Here is an 18,586-nt window from a genome sequence, read left to right as displayed (position 1 = left end):
CCTATTTTGCCCTGCTGCAATAAATATTGCCGCAGTGAAAATAGTTTGTCCTGGTATACTTTGTTCGCTTATTGAAAAAACGTTTCTCTAGACCCACATTATAATCAATTGTTATTATTAATCGAACATGATAACAGGTGAAGGGAATAGGAATCCAGAATGGAAGAGCAAAGGTTTAATGATTTGAAATTGGGTGAAAAAGGAGCAATTATCAGCATAATTGCTTACATAATCTTATCTATCCTGAAATTAGGAACTGGCTTTATATCGGGTTCTGAGGCGCTAAAAGCGGATGGTTTAAATAATGCCACTGATATTGCCGCTTCTGTGGCTGTTCTCATTGGTCTCCGGTTAGCAAGGAAGCCTGCTGATGAAGATCATCCTTATGGTCATTGGAAATCGGAGACTATTGCTTCGCTTATCGCCTCGTTTATTATGATGGCAGTTGGTCTACAAGTGCTATACCAAGCTATAACTAAGATATCGCATGGGCAAGAGGAATCCCCTGATTTAATAGCCGCATGGGTTGGTATATTCTGTTCCATTGTTATGTTTTTCGTCTACAAATACAATAAGCAGCTTGCAAATAAGATTAATAGTCAAGCTGTAATGGCTGCGGCAAAAGATAATCTGTCCGATGCGCTAGTGAGTATTGGTACGGTCATTGGCATAGTAGGATCGCAAATAAACTTGCCATGGCTTGATCCATTAGCTGCAGTAATGGTCGGGATTATTATATGCAAGACAGCATGGGAGATTTTTAGAGAATCCTCGCATCACTTATCCGATGGCTTCAATGAGGATACAATTAAGTCGTTTAAGCAAGTAGTATTGGACGTAGACGGTGTAGAGGGCATAAAGGATATCAAAGCCAGGAGTTATGGAAGCAACGCTGTTGTTGATGTTACTGTACTCATTAATGCTGATCTCGGATTTCAAGAAGCTCATCATGTAACTACCAAAGTAGAAGATGCATTAAAAAGTTCATCTCATGAAGTCTATGAAGTTCACATTCACTATGAACCGCATGAAACTAACAAACAAAGCAAATCGGTTTAAAGCCATCCTGCCTATATTTCACCCAAAATGCCGCTTATCTCAAACGATAAGCGGCATTTTATAGGTGTATTACTCCGTTCGCGATCTCAGTAACTCAACTTTTGCTTCTGCCAAAAAAGCTTCCTCTTGCAATCTTTCCAGGGCAGAAGAGGAAAGTGCTTCATTCCTAGCGGAGTTCATCTGCATTTGTGAATTAGCGGCTTCGATGCGAAGCATAAATTGTTTGCGCATCTCTTTTGCGGTTTGCAATTTGTTTTCAAATTGAGCTAATGTTTCTTTCAATTGCTTGGTACTGTGTTGTAATTTCTTCACTTCAGGTTCTAAATTAGCTACATAAGATTCCTGTGTATGTGCTTGGATCAACCAATGCTTTGCCGTTTCTGCATTTCCAACGCTAGCCTCTTGATCAGCTTTATCCCGGTATATTGCCGAATTGGCTAGATAAAGATCCATTTTTCCCTTTTGGATAAGCCACTCCGATTCAGATCGGTTTACGGAAACGGTTAGTTCACGCAGTTTTTCGGAGTAGGATTCGATATAAGCACTCAACACTTGCAGCGGATGATCTTCCTGAGGGGAATTGGCTCGGAACAGATTTTTCATGCGGTCAAAAAGCCCCATCGGCTGACCTCCTTCTCTCTCTACGGTTAATCCTCGCAATACTTTCTATCCACGCCCGTCTGGAACGAAGCTGCCGTAATAAACTTTCCAGGCGCTCCATCATCTCCATATTCGAAAACAAAAACATGACCTCGAGGAAGTATTCTGCCTAGTACATCAACCGAATTGCTGGTGACTTTATATACAGAAGGGAAGGGGCAGCAATACCAATAACCATCTTCTCTAATCAGATTTTGTTTCAAAAGGTCTTCAACAGTAGTTTCATACTCTCGTTCTATGGGTGTTATATTACAAGAACCCCAATGTTCTTCCAAGTCTTCAACCGCTTGAGCATATTCGCCAGACTTAATGATGTCATTCCTTGCTTCAGACGAAGTCACTTTCCAAATGTCGGAGGAATCTAGTTTGCAACGAAGGTTAGCAAAGGATCCTTTGGATGTGTTGGGGTTCTGACGCTTAATTAAGTCAGGTGCTTCTAGTCCTTGTGCAACAAGCAAGTAATCTGAAAGTGCCATCCAATACTGTTTCTCCGCATCCTCATGACTCTCCGCAGATACTTTGCGGCCATTGGTAATATTACCAACGATTGCATCACCAGCTTGTTTGCGTGTTTTCGCCGATTCGTACAATAAAATAATTTCTTTAAACGTCTCGCCTTGATTTCGGATCGATTCAACGGTTTGTGCGGTCATTGCATCCATTTGTTCCGCAGAACGCCTTAAACCTGCCAGATGTTCGACAGGACAAGGGGAAGGACCTTCTTCTTGCTGCCCCAGATGAATGGGTAATTGGATGGCTGCAGAGTTTGCGAATGCAGCTTCTTGCCTTGTGGCAACCATCAAGTCGGGGATTTGGCCATACCAAATATCGGCTTGATTGTGCGTGATAACCGGTACTGCTTTGGATTCGCTTAGGAATGCATCTCCCAGAAGAGCATCTGCCATGGTTTGCATGCTTCTGGCAACTTGCAGGAAGGCTCGAGCTCGAGGCATATCGCATTGGGCAAGTTCCACATGTAAGCCGTATACCTGTTCTCCAAGACGTCTATAGCTTTCAAGATGTTCCGGAGGACAAATTTTTTGTCCTGTAATACTCTCTCGAATCCAATCAAAAAGTCCCAATAGGGCACCTCCATCATATTCCTTGCTGTTATCATTTCTTTTACCACTAAATAACTTTACCATATTATACGTGTTGATAATGAAGTTAGTTTCTGACTTTATCAGATAACAAAAAAACAGCCCTTTACGATACAATCGCAGGGCTGTTAGCTAGGCTAAATCTTTTCTTTGTTACCCTCGATTAGAATCGTTAAGCTTACAAGGGTTACGAATATGGTGGCGCCCATATCTGAGAGAATGGCGATCCATAATGTAAGCCATCCTGGGATGGTCAGTAATAAGGCGATGATCTTTAAACCAAGAGCGACTATAATATTGAACCGAATTACACGATTGACGCGCTTAGCTACGGAAACAGCTGCCGGCAATTTGCCTAAGTGATCCTGCATCAATACAATATCAGCCGTCTCAATTGCACTGTCAGTCCCTTTGCCCATTGCAATACCCAGTTGAGCCGAAGCAAGAGCAGGGGCATCGTTAATGCCATCCCCGATCATGGCTACAATTCCTTTTGAAGATAAATCCTTGATGTGGTTGACTTTGTCTTCAGGGAGCAAACCGCCAAAGAACCTCGTCACGCCAACCGCGGAAGCTATTTTTTCCGCCGTTTTTTGATGGTCTCCGGTAAGCATTACGGTATCTTTAATCCCCAATTTGTGCAAGGAAGCAATGACCGATTTGCTTTCTGGACGGACTTCATCAGCTATTCCAAATATCCCGAGTACTTGATGTTCATCGGCTACTACAACAAGCGTTAGACCATCGTTTTTGAAGAGATTGATTTGCTTCTGTATAGGCTCGGGAATTGTAATGTGCTCAATGCTTTTTTCATTGCCTAACCAATAGGGCTCGCCTTTCACTATTGCTCTTATACCGCGGCCCGTAATGGTTTCAATTTCATCTGGATCAGGCGCAGTTATGTTTCTGTCAGCCAATTCCTTCATAATCGCCTTCGCCAAAGGGTGAGAGGAGGATTTTTCAATAGCGCCGGCTACTTGCAAGAACCGTTCTTGATCATAATTCTCTAATTGGGCGACATGTGGTTCGCCTTTCGTTAGCGTGCCTGTTTTGTCAAAGGCAAGGGTATCTATTTTACCTAGTTGCTCTAGGAAAACGCCGCCTTTAACAAGAATGCCGTTTTTCGCGTTTCGCGTAATACCCGATACGATGGCAATTGGCGAAGATAGAATTAGCGCGCATGGGCATCCAACGATTAAGACCGATAATCCCTGATAAAGCCAGGTGGTCCAGCTTCCTTGAAAGAGAAGGGGCGGAACCAAAGTCACCAATGCGGCAACGATCATAATGAGCGGAGTATAGTACTTAGCGAATTTATTAATAAACAATTCTGTAGGTGTTTTCGTTTCTTGCGCCTCTTGCACGAGATGTAGAATCTTAGCTAAAGATGAATCGTTATAAGCTTTTTCGATCCGAACAATGAGCAATCCTTCATTGTTGATACTGCCGCCAAATACAGGTTCACCCGTTTCCTTCTCAAGAGGCAGGGACTCACCGGTTATGGCAGCTTCGTTAACGGAGCTTTTCCCTTCTAATACGACACCATCCGAAGGGATTTTTTCGCCTGGCTTTATTTTTACAAGATCTCCAACCTGCAAGGAGGAGATGGGCACAATATTCTCTTGACCATTGGCCAGCTTTATTGCTTCTTTAGGTGCAACTTGCAGCAATACTTCCATGGAACGACGAGCTTTTTCCATCCCGTAACCTTCAAGAAGCTCATTGAGCCCGAATAAAATGGCAACTAAAGTTGCTTCTTTCCATTCACCGATCGCAATAGCACCAATCAATGCAATGGTCATCAGTGTATCAATATTAAACTTAAGCTTTGTCAGATTCTTTAATCCGCGGAAGAAAGTTGTATAACCGCTAATAACCGTTGCAGCTAAATATAGAATAATAACGGACCAATTTGCCAGTACGCCATCCAATAAGATGGCAGCGATATAGATTACACCGGATGTAATAAGAAGCTTTAACATTTTGTTTCCATCGCCATGCTCGTGGTCATGCTCGTGGCTATGCTCGTGGTCATGATCATGACCTTCATGCTGATGATCGTGAGTATTTATTTGCTTATTAAGTTGTTCGGAGATGTAAGCTCCGTCCGATTTCAAGATACGATTAACTTCAGGCATGGAAATGTCGGGATTAACTTTTAATTTCCCCGAGTTATAGCTAATTGTCGTGTCTTCTCCATGCTCCAGCTGCTTCATTTCATCCTCGATTCTTTGCGCGCAACCTGCGCAGGACAGCCCTTTAATGCGATATTCATTCATTTGAACTTCCTTCTTTCGATATATGAATATTTGCTCATATATTATGTTATTGGGGTAGGAATGTCAAACCTATTTTGCCCAAAAGAAGAAAATCGCTACCAAAGAATCGTTTAATTAGATGGAATTACCTAACGGACTGAAGAAGGCCTAGAAAAGGGAATAGCACGGAACTCAGGCTGCAAATAACGAATAAGCCTATCTTATTTTTTCTATACGTTCTAATTAATTGCCCGAGTGAAAGAAGCCCTATAATAAAACAACTAACTCCAAGTAAATTCCAATCCCACTGCAAGGACAAATCCTTCCAATTAGCATGCAACAACTTAAATATAGCGGAGGGCTCCGGCTCTTCCGATTCCGTCTCGTGAGGTGGTTCCTGTACTCCCATGAAAGCCGTTGTTATAAGGATAAACAAAGCCATTAAGCTTTCCAGTCTAAGCCATAATGTTAGTCCTCGTTCATTTCGTCCGTTTGCATACACTTTGGTTAGAAAACCGTTCATGAATGCCAAGAAAAGCAATGGAACAAACAAAAGATGCTTTAACAACAAAGCTTGCCCATAATTAATTCCCCATGAATTTATGTAACCAGTCTCTATGATTATGGACATCATCACTATCCCTGCAATAACAATTAGCAACATGCAAACGATCGACATGGGCGTATACCAACGGGTAAACGCTGTCCAATTCCAGTTGCCTTGTCTAAACCATGCAATAAGAATAAGGATGCCGAGCCAAACGGATACACCGACAACATGCGTAGTTTGAGAAATAAGACCCCAATTTACAGACAGTGTTGCCGGGTGACTTGCCCATCCATGAATGAAAACCATCACGAGCCATATGCCCAATGCGAACCATTTGGATAACTTATGCTTAAGACCATTGTAAGAAATAACCATAAATAAAGCGCTGCCGAAAATAAAGTTTAATACCCATGCATGACCAAAGGAGTAGTCATTGAGAACAATCAGGAGCACTTCCAAAAATGACATTTGCGGAGCAAAATCCATTAAAATAATCGAAGTCCTTACAATTGAAGCAAGCGAGAATAGCGGGATTCCAATAGCAGCCAACTGTATTAATCGAAAGGGTACCTGAATTTCAGGCTTTAGTCCTTTTGGAATAAATTCGAGCACAAGGTAACCGGCAACAAGGGCAAACGATAGATAAAGAAGAGTTTCAAATACATAAATGTACAATTTATCAACTCCAAAATAGAGGATAGACTCACTGGGATCTATCTTATCATGAAACTAATAGTTGAAAATATGTTCATCTATTGTTTGAATAACAAATGAATACATGATCATATAATTGTCATTAATTTGTGATAAGTACGCTGAATAATAAATTCAGGCCTTTGCTATAATGAACTCGCGTTTAAAATAATGGAGGGTTGCATGCAAAATGAGTCGATCAAAAATTTTAGTTTTTTTAGCACTAATTATGTTGTTTGTATTTCCGCAGTTCTCTTATGCACATACAAAAATGGAATCGTCTAAACCGGAATCAAATGCTACGGTGCAAGAGTCTTTAAGCGAGATAACGATGCAGTTTAATACTGAAGTTGCATCCCTTAGTACTTTTAAGCTGCTAAATGGGAAGGGCGAAGAAGTAACGGGGATTGATCTTCAAATTAAGGATAAACAAATGAAAGGAGTATGGAATGAGCCTTTACCTAACGATACGTATACGGTGAAGTGGAAGATAGTTGGAGGGGATGGGCATCCGATCGAGGGAGAATATAGCTTTTTGGTCGAGGTAACGGTAACTCCTAGTCCAAGTCCAACAATCGAGCCTTTAGAAAGGACGAATCTTAATAACGTTTCTGAAGCAGCAGCCAAAGAGGATAGCTCCTCGCAAGGTGCGTTCTGGATTATTATTGGGGTCGTTATTATAGCTGTCATCGTTTTATTGGCGAAGTATAAGAAGAAGTAGACGCATAGTTAACTTGCATCATCCGTGTATGTTATAATATCTTCACGTTAACGGACAAATAAATGTGAGGTATTTATGACTGAAAAAATAATAGTTGATGCATGCGACGATACTTGCAATGGAACAGCGGTAGACATTGCTCAGATACGAGAGAAACTCATACATGAGACAGCTGCAACGGATCTAGCTGATCTTTTTAAAGCATTAGGAGACCCTACGCGCGTTAGAATCATCCATACCTTATTGCAGACGGAATTATGCGTACATGATATATGCGAGGTATTGGAAATGGGGCAGTCAGCGATATCCCATCAATTGCGCTCTTTGCGTAACATGCGCATTGTGAAACGCCGTAAAGTGGGAAAGACGGTTTACTATTCTCTTGATGATGAACATGTGGAGCAGATTTTTGTACAGACCTTGCAGCATTTAAAACACGATTGACGATAAAGAGTGCCGGCCCATCATATGCGGCACTCTTTATTTTGTCTCTATAGTTTTTTAGCATGGCCAACATATGAATACATGATAATGCATTTGATATAAGGAGAAGAGATGAAGAACTTATCTGCTTGTATGATGATTTTGATATTACTATTCATTTTAGTTATCTCAGGTTGTTCTATTGTAGGGGAAGATCGTTTATTCGATATTCAAATTTCTGTTCAGGAGACTACAAATTCCAGGGAAAAGGTTCGCGTTGCTTTGGATATAAATGAATCTGTTGTTAGTGAAGAATCTTGGGTACTGTTTGAAATTCGAAATCCGGAAAGTAAAGGTTCCGCTTGGTTACAAACCAAGTATGAAGGGAAGGGGACTTTCACGGCAGAAACGGATCAATTAAAAGGGAAATACAAATTAATTGGACATTTTTACGCTAATGGCGGAATCCATTATTCCAGGGTGTATAAACCCGGTTAAGAACGCAACATTACCTATGTCACTTGCGTATTAGGTTATAATTGGAAAGTGATTCATAAGGAGATGGATTGTCATCATTCTAATACTAATTGGTTTGTTGATTTCTTTCGTTACCGTTTTATTATTTTTAATACTATGTGTGAACTTAATAATTTCTTTTGTTAAAAAGAGTGCTTTTCCGAAAAAGCTGATGATTGCAACATTATTAGGGGTTGTTGCGGCATCTTCAATCTATTTTTATAAAAATTACTTTTTTACATTTAGCGATATCGATAGACAATTCACCCAAAAGGGTCCTGGACCTATCTTATCTCCAACTGAAGAATACACGGCTAATGCTTATTTTGAACTTTATGGCGGTGCGGCAGGCGGCGTAAACGTATGGGTTGAAATAACAAACAATAATGAGAAGGATAAAGGGCGGATTGTTTATTATAGTGATGCAAAAAGTCATTTTGATATGGAATGGGTAGATGAGGATACATTGTACATTACAAATGACGAGCCTAAATTTCCTCATTCGAATAGAAGTATCAGATTAGAAATCGGTAAAGAGATTTATGACGAGAATGGATTGGCATGCAAAAGTTTGTTAATGAAAGACCAATATGAGACTTGTTACCACAACTAATTAACGTGTAGATTGAAGGAACTGCACGGACAGAAACTCTAGGGTTACGACAACATTTGGACAAATTGAGGTGATGGCATGCAACTAGACTGGCATTATTCCTGGAATGTAGTAGATGCTGCTGCAGGATTGCTAGGTTGGCTCGTTGTACTTGGTCTGGTAATCTTCCAACGTCAAAAGCAAGAGACTAGGCGCCCAATCTGGAAGATACTTCTCGTGACACTTGCAGGCTTTTTTTCGTTATCATTCAAAATCCCCTTATTCGGGCAAATCGTAAATATCGCCTTATTGCCGCTTGGTCTCTGGATCGCGTACCTCTTATTACGCAAACGGTCCTGGACGGATTATCGTAAATTTGCTTGGATTGGCTTCGCGGCAAACTACGTGCTTCTGGTGACAACACTGCTTGCTGGACCCATTTATGGTTCCTTATTCGACCGCAATGACCCCTCCACTTACTTGGCCCATTTGGAGAAAGCGAAGCTTGTTGCCATTCATCCGTCAGCAGGGGAGGCAACCTTCGAGAAAAAGTTGTTCTCGAGCACGTTGGCAGAGGTAAAGGCATCCGATATGGCGGGTACGCTGGACTGGTACCGCGAATCACTCTTAGAGGACGGCACTCAGTATCAGCAAGAACGTTTCCCTTATGCACTGGTTGGAGCTGAAGCTCGCTGGGGAAGCGGTCTGCATGCCTCAGCTTACTTGGAAGCTGATGGAAAGGGACTATTGCTCGCTACAAAGGATCGGTATTACTATTACCGTTCTGAGGAGCCGATGTTGAGAATGGAGGTAAGAGAATGAGAGGAAGAAGACTGTTAGTAGTCGTAATCCTTATCATTGCGGCTGCGGTGATCGTCTTCTTCCGTACTTATGACGGTAAGCCGGGACCGCTTCCTAGTGTAGACGACATTATAACGGAATTAAACGAGTATGACTCTGAAGCCGATGCGGCAGTTGTGCTTGACCAAGTTAAGCTGACCGAACAACAAGTTTTTATCCCATTTGTTTCTAATCAAGGTATTCACGGGATGGGATTCCTGACCTGGGAGAAGCGGAAGTGGAGCGTGGTCAGAGTAGATATGAGCGAGAGGCCCGAAGTAAGAGTCACCGATCATTCCGATCCAGCCGGTCGTTATATCGTATGGAATAATAATCCGCTTGAGAAATTGCAGGAGTTCCGCTTTTACCTTATTCGGGATCGGAATGCCGGTATGTCAAGCGGAATCTATTACTATGTACCGCGCGTGCAAATGGAAACGCTCGTTAATGTAACGGAGCATCCGTATGGAGCAATGCCGTATCCAGAGGAATGGGCGGGCATTATGCGCGAGGATAATAAGCTGGGGAAGGTGCCTGCCTCTAATATTATGGATAAAATATTCTCGCATACATATTCTCAGCCATCATCGATGTATGTGGGATATCTTCCCGTCTACGCCAATGGCGCACCAGGGCTTGGGAGCTCCTCCAAAAGCGGCGGTGAGGATACGGAGTATTTGATGATCATGAACGAAAAGGATTTGGAGAACCCGCAAAAATGATGGATTCATTAATGAACTAAGCGAGTGAAACTATATGCAGCTGTGCTTTTATAAAGGAGAGTCGTATAAAATGCATGAAAATAAAGGTGCGGAAACTTCAAAAGCAGAAAACATTTTAACTCAAATCAATAGTAAAACGAAGCTAGGCGACTTACGCAAAATCGCAAAAGACATTAAAAAGGATCACGAACTAGCTATGGAACTATGGTCAACCGAAGAGTATTTGCCCAGGCTTTTAGCAATCTTGATTATGGATAATAAACTTCTTTCGCAAGAAGTGATAAATAAGCTTGATAAGGATATGCAGACGCACACTTATGATGAGCGAAATTACTTAATGGATTGGTTAATGGCTAATCAGCTTGCCAAAGACAAGAAGACAATTGCTCTCATGGAGTCATGGGATAATAGCCCTTCTGCTCTTCAACGGCGAGTCTTCTGGTATTATCAAGCGCGATTGAGATGGACCGGACAAACACCGCCTGATAACACCGCGGATTTACTATCTAGGCTAGAAGTTCATATGACGCAAGAAGAACCGGAAGTGCAATGGGCTATGAATTTCACCGCAGGCTGGATAGGCGTTTATGATGAGAAGAACCGTACGCGTTGTATTAAACTTGGCGAGAGTACGGGGCTTTACAAGGATGAAATCGTAGCAAAAGGATGTACGCCCAGCTATTTACCGGAGTTCATTGCGATTGAAGTGAACAAACGACTTAATCATTAGTTGCCTTTATTATTAGTAAACCAAAGGGGGGAATTTGATGAAACCGATCATGATTGATTTTCCGGATGAGTTTCACACCGAACGATTAGTTATTCGAATGGCCAAACCGGGGGATGGCAAGGTTATTTTGGAAGCCGTCCATGCTTCGATCAATGAGTTGAAACCTTGGTTAAAGTTGTTTGCGCACAAGGAACATACCGAATACGATATGGAATTGATCATTAGAGAGGCACATGTCAAATTTTTAACTCGTGAAAGTCTCAGATTCCTTGTCTTTCTGAAAGAAACAGGACAATTTGTTGCTACGACAAGCTTACATAACATCGATTGGGATGTACGGAAATTTGAAATTGGCTATTGGATCGATACGCGTTGTAATCGCAATGGGTATATGACAGAAGCAGTTAAGGGCATTTGTGATTTTGCGTTTACCCAGTTGGATGCTAGACGATTGGAAATACGCTGCGATACCAAAAACACTAGAAGCAAGTTAATACCTGAGCGACTGCACTTTGAACTTGAGGGTACGATCCGGAACGAAGATTTATCCGCTGACGGAAGCGAATGGGTGGACACATGCATTTATGCAAAGATACAACGATGATATGGTGTATGAAGCTACCAATGAAATGCCGCATTCTTGCGGCTTTTTATTTTTGCATAGGAGCCTTGTCGTGAGCTCAGGAGTTGAAACATATTATGCATGGTAGGAATAAGTTAATTGGCGTGATGCAATCGGGACAAAAGGGGATAAAAGCTAGTGAAACGTCCTTCGTCGAGGTGGGGATATTTTACTGTTATTCTTGTCATCAGTATCTTGCTTAGTTACCTGCCGGAAAAGCTGACTGTTTTGCAGAGTTGGACATTGCCGCTCCTTGTGGTTTGCATGATAGTAGCGCTCATCATTTCCATTTTACATCGACACCACGAATGGATACGAACCTTTGCGATCATTACGAACAGCGTGGTGATGCTGGGGCTGATCAGTAGCGTCGTCATTCTCTTGCATCAACTTTTTACTCATGTTGCAAACGCTGATGAGTTGTTCGGCAGCGCATTGGTCCTGTGGGTGACCAATATATTCGTGTTTTCCGTCTGGTATTGGGAGATCGATCGCGGCGGGCCAAATGCGAGAAACGAAAAACAAGAACGCCTTCCTGATTTTCTTTTCCCGCAAATGACTCATGAGGATTTCAAATCCTGGAACCCGGCTTTTTTCGATTATTTGTTTTTGGCCTTTAATACCAATACCGCTTTTAGCCCAACAGATACGCTTGTATTGTCGAAAACAGCCAAAGTACTAACCATGATGCAGGCATCCATCTCGCTTGTCATTGTTGCGGTACTCGCGGCGCGAGCCATTAACATCGCGTAATCATCACTCGGCATCTTGTATTTCCGATCACATGTTCGATATAATAAAGCAATAAAATGGTTGAATTGGAGGCGCCTATGTTTAAATCTTCAATGAAACTTGATGAAGTACGAGTGCTCGGTAAAGAGAAAGCCATTGAGCAATTAAAGTTTTTGGTGGTTCAGCAGATTAGGGCAGCCGGCAAAGATGAAATGAATTTTAGCAGATCCGTCTCAGAAACCGAACTGGACTTGGTCGTATCCGCTATTCCTAAGTAAAGTCGCATCTCGTGCGGCTTTTTATTTTTGTATAAGCGGCATAGGGATTTGCAGGCCAACGGATGCCGCGGTCTTTGCGATCCCTTTCGGATCGGAGTTAATAACCGCCGGATCAACGCGAGGGGTATACTCCGCTTCCAAGCGACCGGCTTCCTCGTCAGTCAGCTTTATCGAAAGCGCTTGAACCGCATCATCGATATGACTGGATTGGAGTGCTCCCACAATTGGCGCGGCGACAACCGGATTGCGGTAGATCCAAGCAAGCGAGATGACGGCTTGGCTAACTCCGCGCTCCTTGGCCACTTCGCCTATTGCCCCGACAATCTTCTCATCCGCTAGAGCCGTTGCTTCGTATAGTTTGGCGGCCGCAGGTTCGGCTTCCGACCGCACGCTTGCTTCTCCCCATGGCCGGGCCAGCCGACCGCGTGCCAGAGGACTGTAAATGAGGGTTTGGATCCCGTTATCCTCGCAGAGAGGGAACATCTCATTCTCTTCTTCGCGAGCGATTAAGTTGTAGTTATGCTGCATGGAGATAAACCGGGACCAGCCGTTCATTTTTTGAAGATGAAGAGCTTTGGCAAATTGCCAGGTCCTCATGGTAGAAGCGCCAAGGTAACGTACTTTGCCCATTTTCACAAGGTCATGCAGAGCTTCAAGTGTCTCCTCCCAAGGCGTAAACGGATCGGCGCGATGAATTTGGTACAGGTCGATATAATCGGTCCCCAGGCGTTTCAAGCTATGATCAATTTCAGTCATGATTGCTTTGCGCGAAAGGCCAAACGAATTGGGGCCTGGACGCATGGGAGCGCCAAGCTTTGTGGAAATAACAATATTCTCGCGTTTAGCCATATCCTTGAGAGCTTTGCCTACAAATTGTTCGCTTGTTCCTTTGGAGTACAAATTAGCAGTGTCGAAAAAGTTGATCCCGGCATCAAGCGCGTGTTTGATCAACAATCTTGCCTTTTCCTCGCCAATCGCCCAAGTAGGATGACCCGTTGCAGGATCTCCGAAACCCATGCAACCGATACAGATTGGTGAAACCTCTAGTCCCGTGCTGCCAAGCCTTATGTTTTGCATACTTATACGACCTCCTAATAGATAAAGAGCTTGTTCTAAGTGTACATGGAACGCCTTGGCAGCCCCTAACCAATTACAATCAATAACCTGCCTAATCCTATCAAAAGGGTACTTCTAACGTTCATGGTCCCTCTTATAACGTTTGATATCTTCTCTAGGAGGGACCCCGAACATTCGGGAGAACTCGCGGCTGAATTGCGTCGGACTTTCGTAGCCAACGCGATAGGCAGTGTCTGCGACATCCGTTGACTCGGACAACATAAGACGCCGGGCTTCCTGAAGCCTTAGTTGCTTCTGGAATTGAATCGGCGTCATGGACGTTAGTTCCTTGAAATGGCGATGGAACGATGGGACACTCATATTCGCTATATTGGCCAGCTCCTCGATCCGAAAAGAATCTGTAAAGTGCTCCATCATGTATTCGATTGTTTGCTTGATGGACAAGCTCAAGCCGCCGCCTGCCACGATGTTCTTTAGTAAGTTGCCGTTCTCCCCATGTAAGATTCTGTACACAATCTCTTTCGTATACAGCGGGGCGAGAACGGGAATGTCGATTGGTCTGTCCAAGAGGCGAACAAGCCTCACGATAGCGTCCAGCATGGAATCGTCGAGTTTACTGACGCGCATTCCGCGTTCTTCTGTATTTTTGGACAGAGCTCTAAGTTCATCGTTATTCAGCAGCTCCAGAACTAATCCGGGATTAAACTCGATTTTGCAGGATAAGCTTGGAGATTCCGGCGATACGTCCAACGCTTCGAAAATAATCGGCAAATCCATAGGAGTTATCAGGTAGTTCAATGGGCCATGAGTGAATCGATGATCGCCAACGATGACCGACTTGGTGCCTTGGACAACTATGCCGATTGAAGGGTTGTAAAGTCCACTCGGAGGACTGGCGAATGAAGAGAAATGCGGTGCGGAATAACGAGAGAGACCAAGGTGCGGAATGGCTGTAGTTCGATAGCCATCCATGCCGGTATGGCGGCCAACAAGCTCGGCTAGTTCCTGCTGCATGCGATTATAATGAGTAGGCATTAGGCATTGGACCCTCCTTCATAACATCATTAAGGTTAAACTTTACTGTTTATTTTACGGCAAAGAAAGAGATCAAGAAGATTAGATAGATATATGATAGGATTAGGCAAGTTTGGAGAATTGCTATTTGCGCTATCTACCGCATATCCCTTTCGGGACGTCTTTATACTTTTCCGCATAGAACTCTTTATTAGAGCTAATCTTCCGCAAGGCATCCGCCAGTTGATCTACTTCCGCAAAGGTATTGTAAAAGCTTAAGCTGATTCGGACGAGGCCAGGGGCAGGGATGCCGGAATCCTTCCGAATCTCCTCCATCCTCTCGTCACTCAGTTGCAGGAGCTTTTGCACATAGGAATAAGCACAGAAAAAGCCTGCCCGAACGGAGATGCCATATTCGCTTGCCAGAAAATGAGCAAGAACTTGATGATGGATTCCATCCATGGCAAATGAAAACACGCTCACTCGCGGCCGATTATCGGTTGAAGCTCCAAATAGCGTTATTCCGTCAATGGATCGCAGCTTATCAAGCGCATAATGGATGATCTGCTTCTCGTAATCCACAATCGTTGCCATGTTCATTTGCTGCAAGGTTCGAATCGCTGCTTGCAACGCGATAATCCCCATCACATTAGGCGTTCCGCCTTCAAACCTTTCTGGCGTATTCCGCCAGTCCATACTAGATTTTGTCGCGATTTGAACCGTTCCCCCGCCTTGAAGCAGCGGTCCGGCTTTGAGAAACTCGCTGCTTCCTACAATGAGTACCCCCGTTCCAAAAGGGGCATACAACTTATGGCCGGTGAACGAGAGAAAATCCGGATTTTCGGCAGCGTTAAGCCGGTTCATATAGATCGGTTCATGGGGAGCTAATTGGGCGGCATCGATATGAATTTTGGCGCCATATTGATGGGTGAGTTCGGCCGCTTCGTAAATAGGGTTAATGCAGCCCGTTACATTGGAAGCCCCCGTTATGGTGACTAACGCAACTTGACCCTGAAGAGCTGCGAGCTTTGCTTTTAAATCTTCCAATCGTATTTGGCCATCCGCATCTACCGCAATATATTCAACCTCGAAATAATTTCTCCAAGGCAAATCGTTCGAGACATGCTCCATTTCGGATGCCAATATATACCGTTTAGGAGTTGTTTGATGCACAAGATGCGAGAGCAGATTGATGGACTCCGTGCTGTTTTTCGTGAAAACAACCTCATGCTCTGATTCTTTCCCGCCTACAAAATGCAACATGTCTAAGCGTGCCCGCTCGATCATTTCGGTGGAACGTTCCGACTTATATCCTTTGCCTCGGCCAACAGACGAATACCATGGCGCAAAGTCTTGGATCGCTCTTAACGCGCTTTTGAATGGTGGAGTCGTCGCCGCATTGTCAAAGTTAATCCCTTTAACGAGACGCCCATTCTCCAATGGGATTTTTTCGTCTACGCCAACGACTAGATCTCTCCACTTTTGTTGCTGTTTGGACAACGCTCGATCAGGTAATTTATTTCTCATATTACTTAAAACCAAAAGAGCGGATCACTCTCGTAATCAGACTATAGTTTGCAACACCACATAGAAGGTTTCCGAAGGCAATAACCGATGAATAGGTTACTCCCCACCATGGATTCCATAAAGAAAGGGGGAGAGCAGGCAGCAGCAACAAACCTACAGCAAGATTATGGATGCGGTCCGCATTCCACTTGCTGCCGATCTTCCCGGTCTCCATTTCTCCTTGCCACTTCGCCATTCCGCCAGTGTAGTTGAATACTTGTCCATGAGATTGAGCTAACCGCTCCGACGCTTTTCGGCTTGCCATGCCTACATAACAAATGATGACAACCTCTTCTTCGGCAGACACCTTTGGCAGCTTCGACCACGTTGGATAAGGGATGTTGATAGCCCCTTTAATATGGCCGCGCTCAAAGCTACTGGGCGTACGCAAATCGATAATTTTTAAGGAATCCCGTTTGTTTATTTTGGCTTGGAATTCATGAAAGGTTAAATCGGTGTATCCATTACTCATGCTTTTACCTCCTAAAATCACAATTCATCCGAAGAATAACAGGAGAGTCTCTCGAATCAGGCGTGCAAATGATCACAAAACAATAAACAAACCGTCCCAATGCAGGCAACGTTCGTTTTTGGCAAGAAGAAGATGATACACTTTGATCATGGGCACACTGGGAAGGAAGGCGGGATCGACATGAGCGAAAGACCGGTCATTATGGTTGTCGACGATGACCAGAGTATCGTTGAATTATTAAGAGATTTTCTAGAAAATGATCAATTCGGGGTTGTGACGGCTAACGATGCTGATGAGGCCTGGAAGCTATTTCAGGAGCATGCCGTTCACTGCATCATTCTGGACATCATGATGCCAGGGCACAATGGATTTGATTTATGCCGGCGCATCCGCACGGAGAGCAATGTACCGATCCTATTTCTGAGCGCTCGCGGCGAGGATGTTGATAAGATTCGCGGACTCACCCTCGGGGGAGACGATTATATCGTGAAGACAGCTTCGCCAGGCGAGATTGTGGCCCGTGTTAAAGCTGTTTTGCGGCGTACGGGAACGCCGTCACAATCACAAGTCAGCCAAGTACTCGACTATGGCCGAATAAAGCTTGATTTGACGACAAGAGAATTGTTTGTGGAGCAGACGAATGTCTCGTTAACGCCGAAGGAATTCGAGCTGTTGCGGTTATTTATGGAGCATCCGAAACAGGTGTTTGCGTATGATCAGCTGCTCGAGAAATTTTGGGATGGCATTGGGGATAAACATACGATTCGCGTCCATTTGAGCCGTCTTCGCGAGAAGATTGAGCTTGATCTGGAGCAGCCGCAGCATCTCATTAATATATGGGGCATCGGTTATCGTTTCGAAGGTGGTGCTTAACATGGGAAAACTTCGAATCCGCACGTATTCCGTGCTTGGCTTGGGGCTCCTGTTGCTGCTGCCTTGGATTTTTTTCTTAGCCGGATTTTTTATGACCGCGGGGTCGCTTCATATTAGAGAGGACAGGCCTGACTCCTATGTCGTTCCCATGATTGCCGCATTCGCCGGATTGCTGCTTGCCTTTATTATCATTGGCCTTCGTATGAGGAGGCTTCTGCTCAAACCTCTGGAGAGGCTTGGTCTTGCAGCCCGGCAAATAGCGGGTAACGACTGGGATATCGAACTGCCGCAGTCGGGCATCCGAGAAATCGCCGACGTTCGGGAAGGGTTCGAATTAATGGTGAATGGGCTACAACAGTCGCAATGGAAGCAAGCGAAGCTGGAGGAGGAACGACGGTTCATTATTGCAGCCGTTGCGCATGATTTGCGGACTCCTTTATTTGCCTTGCGCGGGTATTTGGACGGTTTGGAGCAAGGAATCGCGCAAACGCCGGATCAAATCTCCAAATATGTAGCCGTGTGCAAGCAGAAGTCGGCGCAATTGGACCGATTGGTCGAGGATCTGTTCACCTTCACGAAGATGGAGTATCAAGAGGCTAAGTTAAACGAAGAACCGGCAGATTTTGGCGTGATTATTCGTAAATCAATGGACAGCTTGGAGCCGCTAGCCAAATCCAAGCAAATCTCTATTCTTGTCCGTTCCGCACCCGGTGATTATGCGATTCAAGCGGATTCTCATCTGCTGGAGCGGGCGATCAGCAATTTGATGGACAATGCCGTTCGCCATACCCCTCAGAACGGACATGTGGTTCTTCACTATTGGAAAGAGAAAGACCGAGTGGCTTTTACGATTCACGATTCTGGACAAGGCTTTGCGCCGGATGAACAAGAGCAGGTGTTTGAACCTCTTTATCGAGGGGAGAAATCAAGAAACCGCTCGACCGGTGGAGCGGGCTTGGGGCTAACGATTTCACGTCGGATTCTTCAGCAGCACGGAGGGGACTTAACCGCAGGCAACCACCCTGCCGGGGGAGCTATTCTCTCTGGCTGGATTCAGATTGACAAGCAACCTGTGGGTTGCATATAAT

At 44.1% G+C, this 18,586-nt stretch carries 21 protein-coding genes; 13 read left to right on the top strand and 8 right to left on the bottom strand.

Annotated features, from left to right (window positions below; all coding sequences use genetic code 11):
• Window positions 1-159: 159 nt before the first annotated feature.
• Window positions 160-1,059: a cation diffusion facilitator family transporter gene (locus QQK89_RS19950; protein WP_284240425.1), complete on the top strand. Its 900-nt coding sequence runs from the start codon at window positions 160-162 to the stop codon at window positions 1,057-1,059.
• 69 nt (window positions 1,060-1,128) lie between these two features.
• Here the strand turns inward: QQK89_RS19950 and QQK89_RS19945 are convergent, their stop codons facing one another.
• The 4 genes from QQK89_RS19945 to QQK89_RS19930 all read right to left on the bottom strand — a co-directional run bounded on the left by QQK89_RS19945 (window position 1,129) and on the right by QQK89_RS19930 (window position 6,302).
• Complete coding sequence (locus tag QQK89_RS19945) at window positions 1,129-1,680, bottom strand: PspA/IM30 family protein (RefSeq protein ID WP_284240423.1); 552 nt, start codon at window positions 1,678-1,680, stop codon at window positions 1,129-1,131.
• A 26-nt stretch (window positions 1,681-1,706) separates the two neighbouring features.
• Window positions 1,707-2,936, bottom strand: a complete 1,230-nt coding sequence (locus QQK89_RS19940) for a hypothetical protein (RefSeq protein WP_284240422.1) — start codon at window positions 2,934-2,936, stop codon at window positions 1,707-1,709.
• Between the two features lie 20 nt (window positions 2,937-2,956).
• The gene (locus tag QQK89_RS19935) at window positions 2,957-5,098 is read right to left on the bottom strand and encodes a heavy metal translocating P-type ATPase (protein ID WP_284240421.1); all 2,142 of its coding nucleotides are present in this window, start codon (window positions 5,096-5,098) and stop codon (window positions 2,957-2,959) included.
• A 124-nt stretch (window positions 5,099-5,222) separates the two neighbouring features.
• Window positions 5,223-6,302 (bottom strand): copper resistance D family protein, encoded by a 1,080-nt coding sequence (locus tag QQK89_RS19930; RefSeq protein ID WP_284240420.1) that lies wholly within the window; start codon window positions 6,300-6,302, stop codon window positions 5,223-5,225.
• Window positions 6,303-6,510: 208 nt separating this feature from the next.
• On the opposite strand from QQK89_RS19930, the gene QQK89_RS19925 reads away from it, so the two are divergent.
• From QQK89_RS19925 to QQK89_RS19880, 10 genes are all read left to right on the top strand, one after another.
• Window positions 6,511-7,041 (top strand): copper resistance CopC family protein, encoded by a 531-nt coding sequence (locus QQK89_RS19925; RefSeq protein WP_284240419.1) that lies wholly within the window; start codon window positions 6,511-6,513, stop codon window positions 7,039-7,041.
• Between the two features lie 75 nt (window positions 7,042-7,116).
• Window positions 7,117-7,485, top strand: a complete 369-nt coding sequence (locus QQK89_RS19920) for an ArsR/SmtB family transcription factor (RefSeq protein ID WP_284240418.1) — start codon at window positions 7,117-7,119, stop codon at window positions 7,483-7,485.
• 111 nt (window positions 7,486-7,596) lie between these two features.
• A complete protein-coding gene (locus QQK89_RS19915) occupies window positions 7,597-7,962 on the top strand; it encodes a hypothetical protein (RefSeq protein ID WP_284240417.1) in 366 nt (121 codons plus the stop codon).
• Between the two features lie 190 nt (window positions 7,963-8,152).
• Window positions 8,153-8,593 carry a DUF5412 family protein gene (locus tag QQK89_RS19910; protein WP_284240416.1) on the top strand — a complete coding sequence of 147 codons (441 nt, stop codon included), beginning with the start codon at window positions 8,153-8,155 and terminating at the stop codon, window positions 8,591-8,593.
• Between the two features lie 78 nt (window positions 8,594-8,671).
• Window positions 8,672-9,394: a hypothetical protein gene (locus QQK89_RS19905; protein ID WP_284240415.1), complete on the top strand. Its 723-nt coding sequence runs from the start codon at window positions 8,672-8,674 to the stop codon at window positions 9,392-9,394.
• Window positions 9,391-10,134 (top strand): hypothetical protein, encoded by a 744-nt coding sequence (locus QQK89_RS19900; RefSeq protein ID WP_284240414.1) that lies wholly within the window; start codon window positions 9,391-9,393, stop codon window positions 10,132-10,134. Before QQK89_RS19905 ends, QQK89_RS19900 begins: the two co-directional genes overlap by 4 nt.
• Before the next feature lie 70 nt (window positions 10,135-10,204).
• Window positions 10,205-10,864: a DNA alkylation repair protein gene (locus QQK89_RS19895; protein ID WP_284240413.1), complete on the top strand. Its 660-nt coding sequence runs from the start codon at window positions 10,205-10,207 to the stop codon at window positions 10,862-10,864.
• Between the two features lie 37 nt (window positions 10,865-10,901).
• The gene (locus QQK89_RS19890) at window positions 10,902-11,468 is read left to right on the top strand and encodes a GNAT family N-acetyltransferase (protein ID WP_284240412.1); all 567 of its coding nucleotides are present in this window, start codon (window positions 10,902-10,904) and stop codon (window positions 11,466-11,468) included.
• 156 nt (window positions 11,469-11,624) lie between these two features.
• Window positions 11,625-12,239: a DUF1345 domain-containing protein gene (locus QQK89_RS19885; RefSeq protein ID WP_284240411.1), complete on the top strand. Its 615-nt coding sequence runs from the start codon at window positions 11,625-11,627 to the stop codon at window positions 12,237-12,239.
• A gap of 77 nt (window positions 12,240-12,316) precedes the next feature.
• Window positions 12,317-12,496 (top strand): hypothetical protein, encoded by a 180-nt coding sequence (locus QQK89_RS19880; RefSeq protein ID WP_284240410.1) that lies wholly within the window; start codon window positions 12,317-12,319, stop codon window positions 12,494-12,496.
• 21 nt (window positions 12,497-12,517) lie between these two features.
• Here QQK89_RS19880 and QQK89_RS19875 read toward each other — a convergent pair whose 3' ends face one another.
• From QQK89_RS19875 to QQK89_RS19860, 4 genes are all read right to left on the bottom strand, one after another.
• Window positions 12,518-13,573, bottom strand: a complete 1,056-nt coding sequence (locus tag QQK89_RS19875; protein WP_284240409.1) for an aldo/keto reductase — start codon at window positions 13,571-13,573, stop codon at window positions 12,518-12,520.
• A gap of 114 nt (window positions 13,574-13,687) precedes the next feature.
• Complete coding sequence (locus QQK89_RS19870) at window positions 13,688-14,608, bottom strand: AraC family transcriptional regulator (protein ID WP_284240408.1); 921 nt, start codon at window positions 14,606-14,608, stop codon at window positions 13,688-13,690.
• Between the two features lie 132 nt (window positions 14,609-14,740).
• Complete coding sequence (locus QQK89_RS19865; RefSeq protein ID WP_284240407.1) at window positions 14,741-16,114, bottom strand: aminotransferase class V-fold PLP-dependent enzyme; 1,374 nt, start codon at window positions 16,112-16,114, stop codon at window positions 14,741-14,743.
• Window position 16,115: 1 nt separating this feature from the next.
• Window positions 16,116-16,625: a rhodanese-like domain-containing protein gene (locus tag QQK89_RS19860; protein ID WP_284240406.1), complete on the bottom strand. Its 510-nt coding sequence runs from the start codon at window positions 16,623-16,625 to the stop codon at window positions 16,116-16,118.
• Between the two features lie 180 nt (window positions 16,626-16,805).
• On the opposite strand from QQK89_RS19860, the gene QQK89_RS19855 reads away from it, so the two are divergent.
• Both QQK89_RS19855 and QQK89_RS19850 read left to right on the top strand, forming a co-directional pair.
• Window positions 16,806-17,498 (top strand): response regulator transcription factor, encoded by a 693-nt coding sequence (locus QQK89_RS19855; RefSeq protein ID WP_284240405.1) that lies wholly within the window; start codon window positions 16,806-16,808, stop codon window positions 17,496-17,498.
• 1 nt (window position 17,499) lies between these two features.
• Entirely contained in the window at window positions 17,500-18,585 is a 1,086-nt protein-coding gene (locus QQK89_RS19850) for a sensor histidine kinase (RefSeq protein ID WP_284240404.1), read from the top strand.
• Window position 18,586: the final 1 nt, after the last annotated feature.

It is taken from the genome of Paenibacillus glycanilyticus (assembly GCF_030161375.1).
Taxonomy (GTDB): domain Bacteria; phylum Bacillota; class Bacilli; order Paenibacillales; family Paenibacillaceae; genus Pristimantibacillus; species Pristimantibacillus glycanilyticus_B.
Note: the sequence above shows the minus strand (reverse complement) of the source record. Positions and strands in the feature narration are given on the sequence as shown.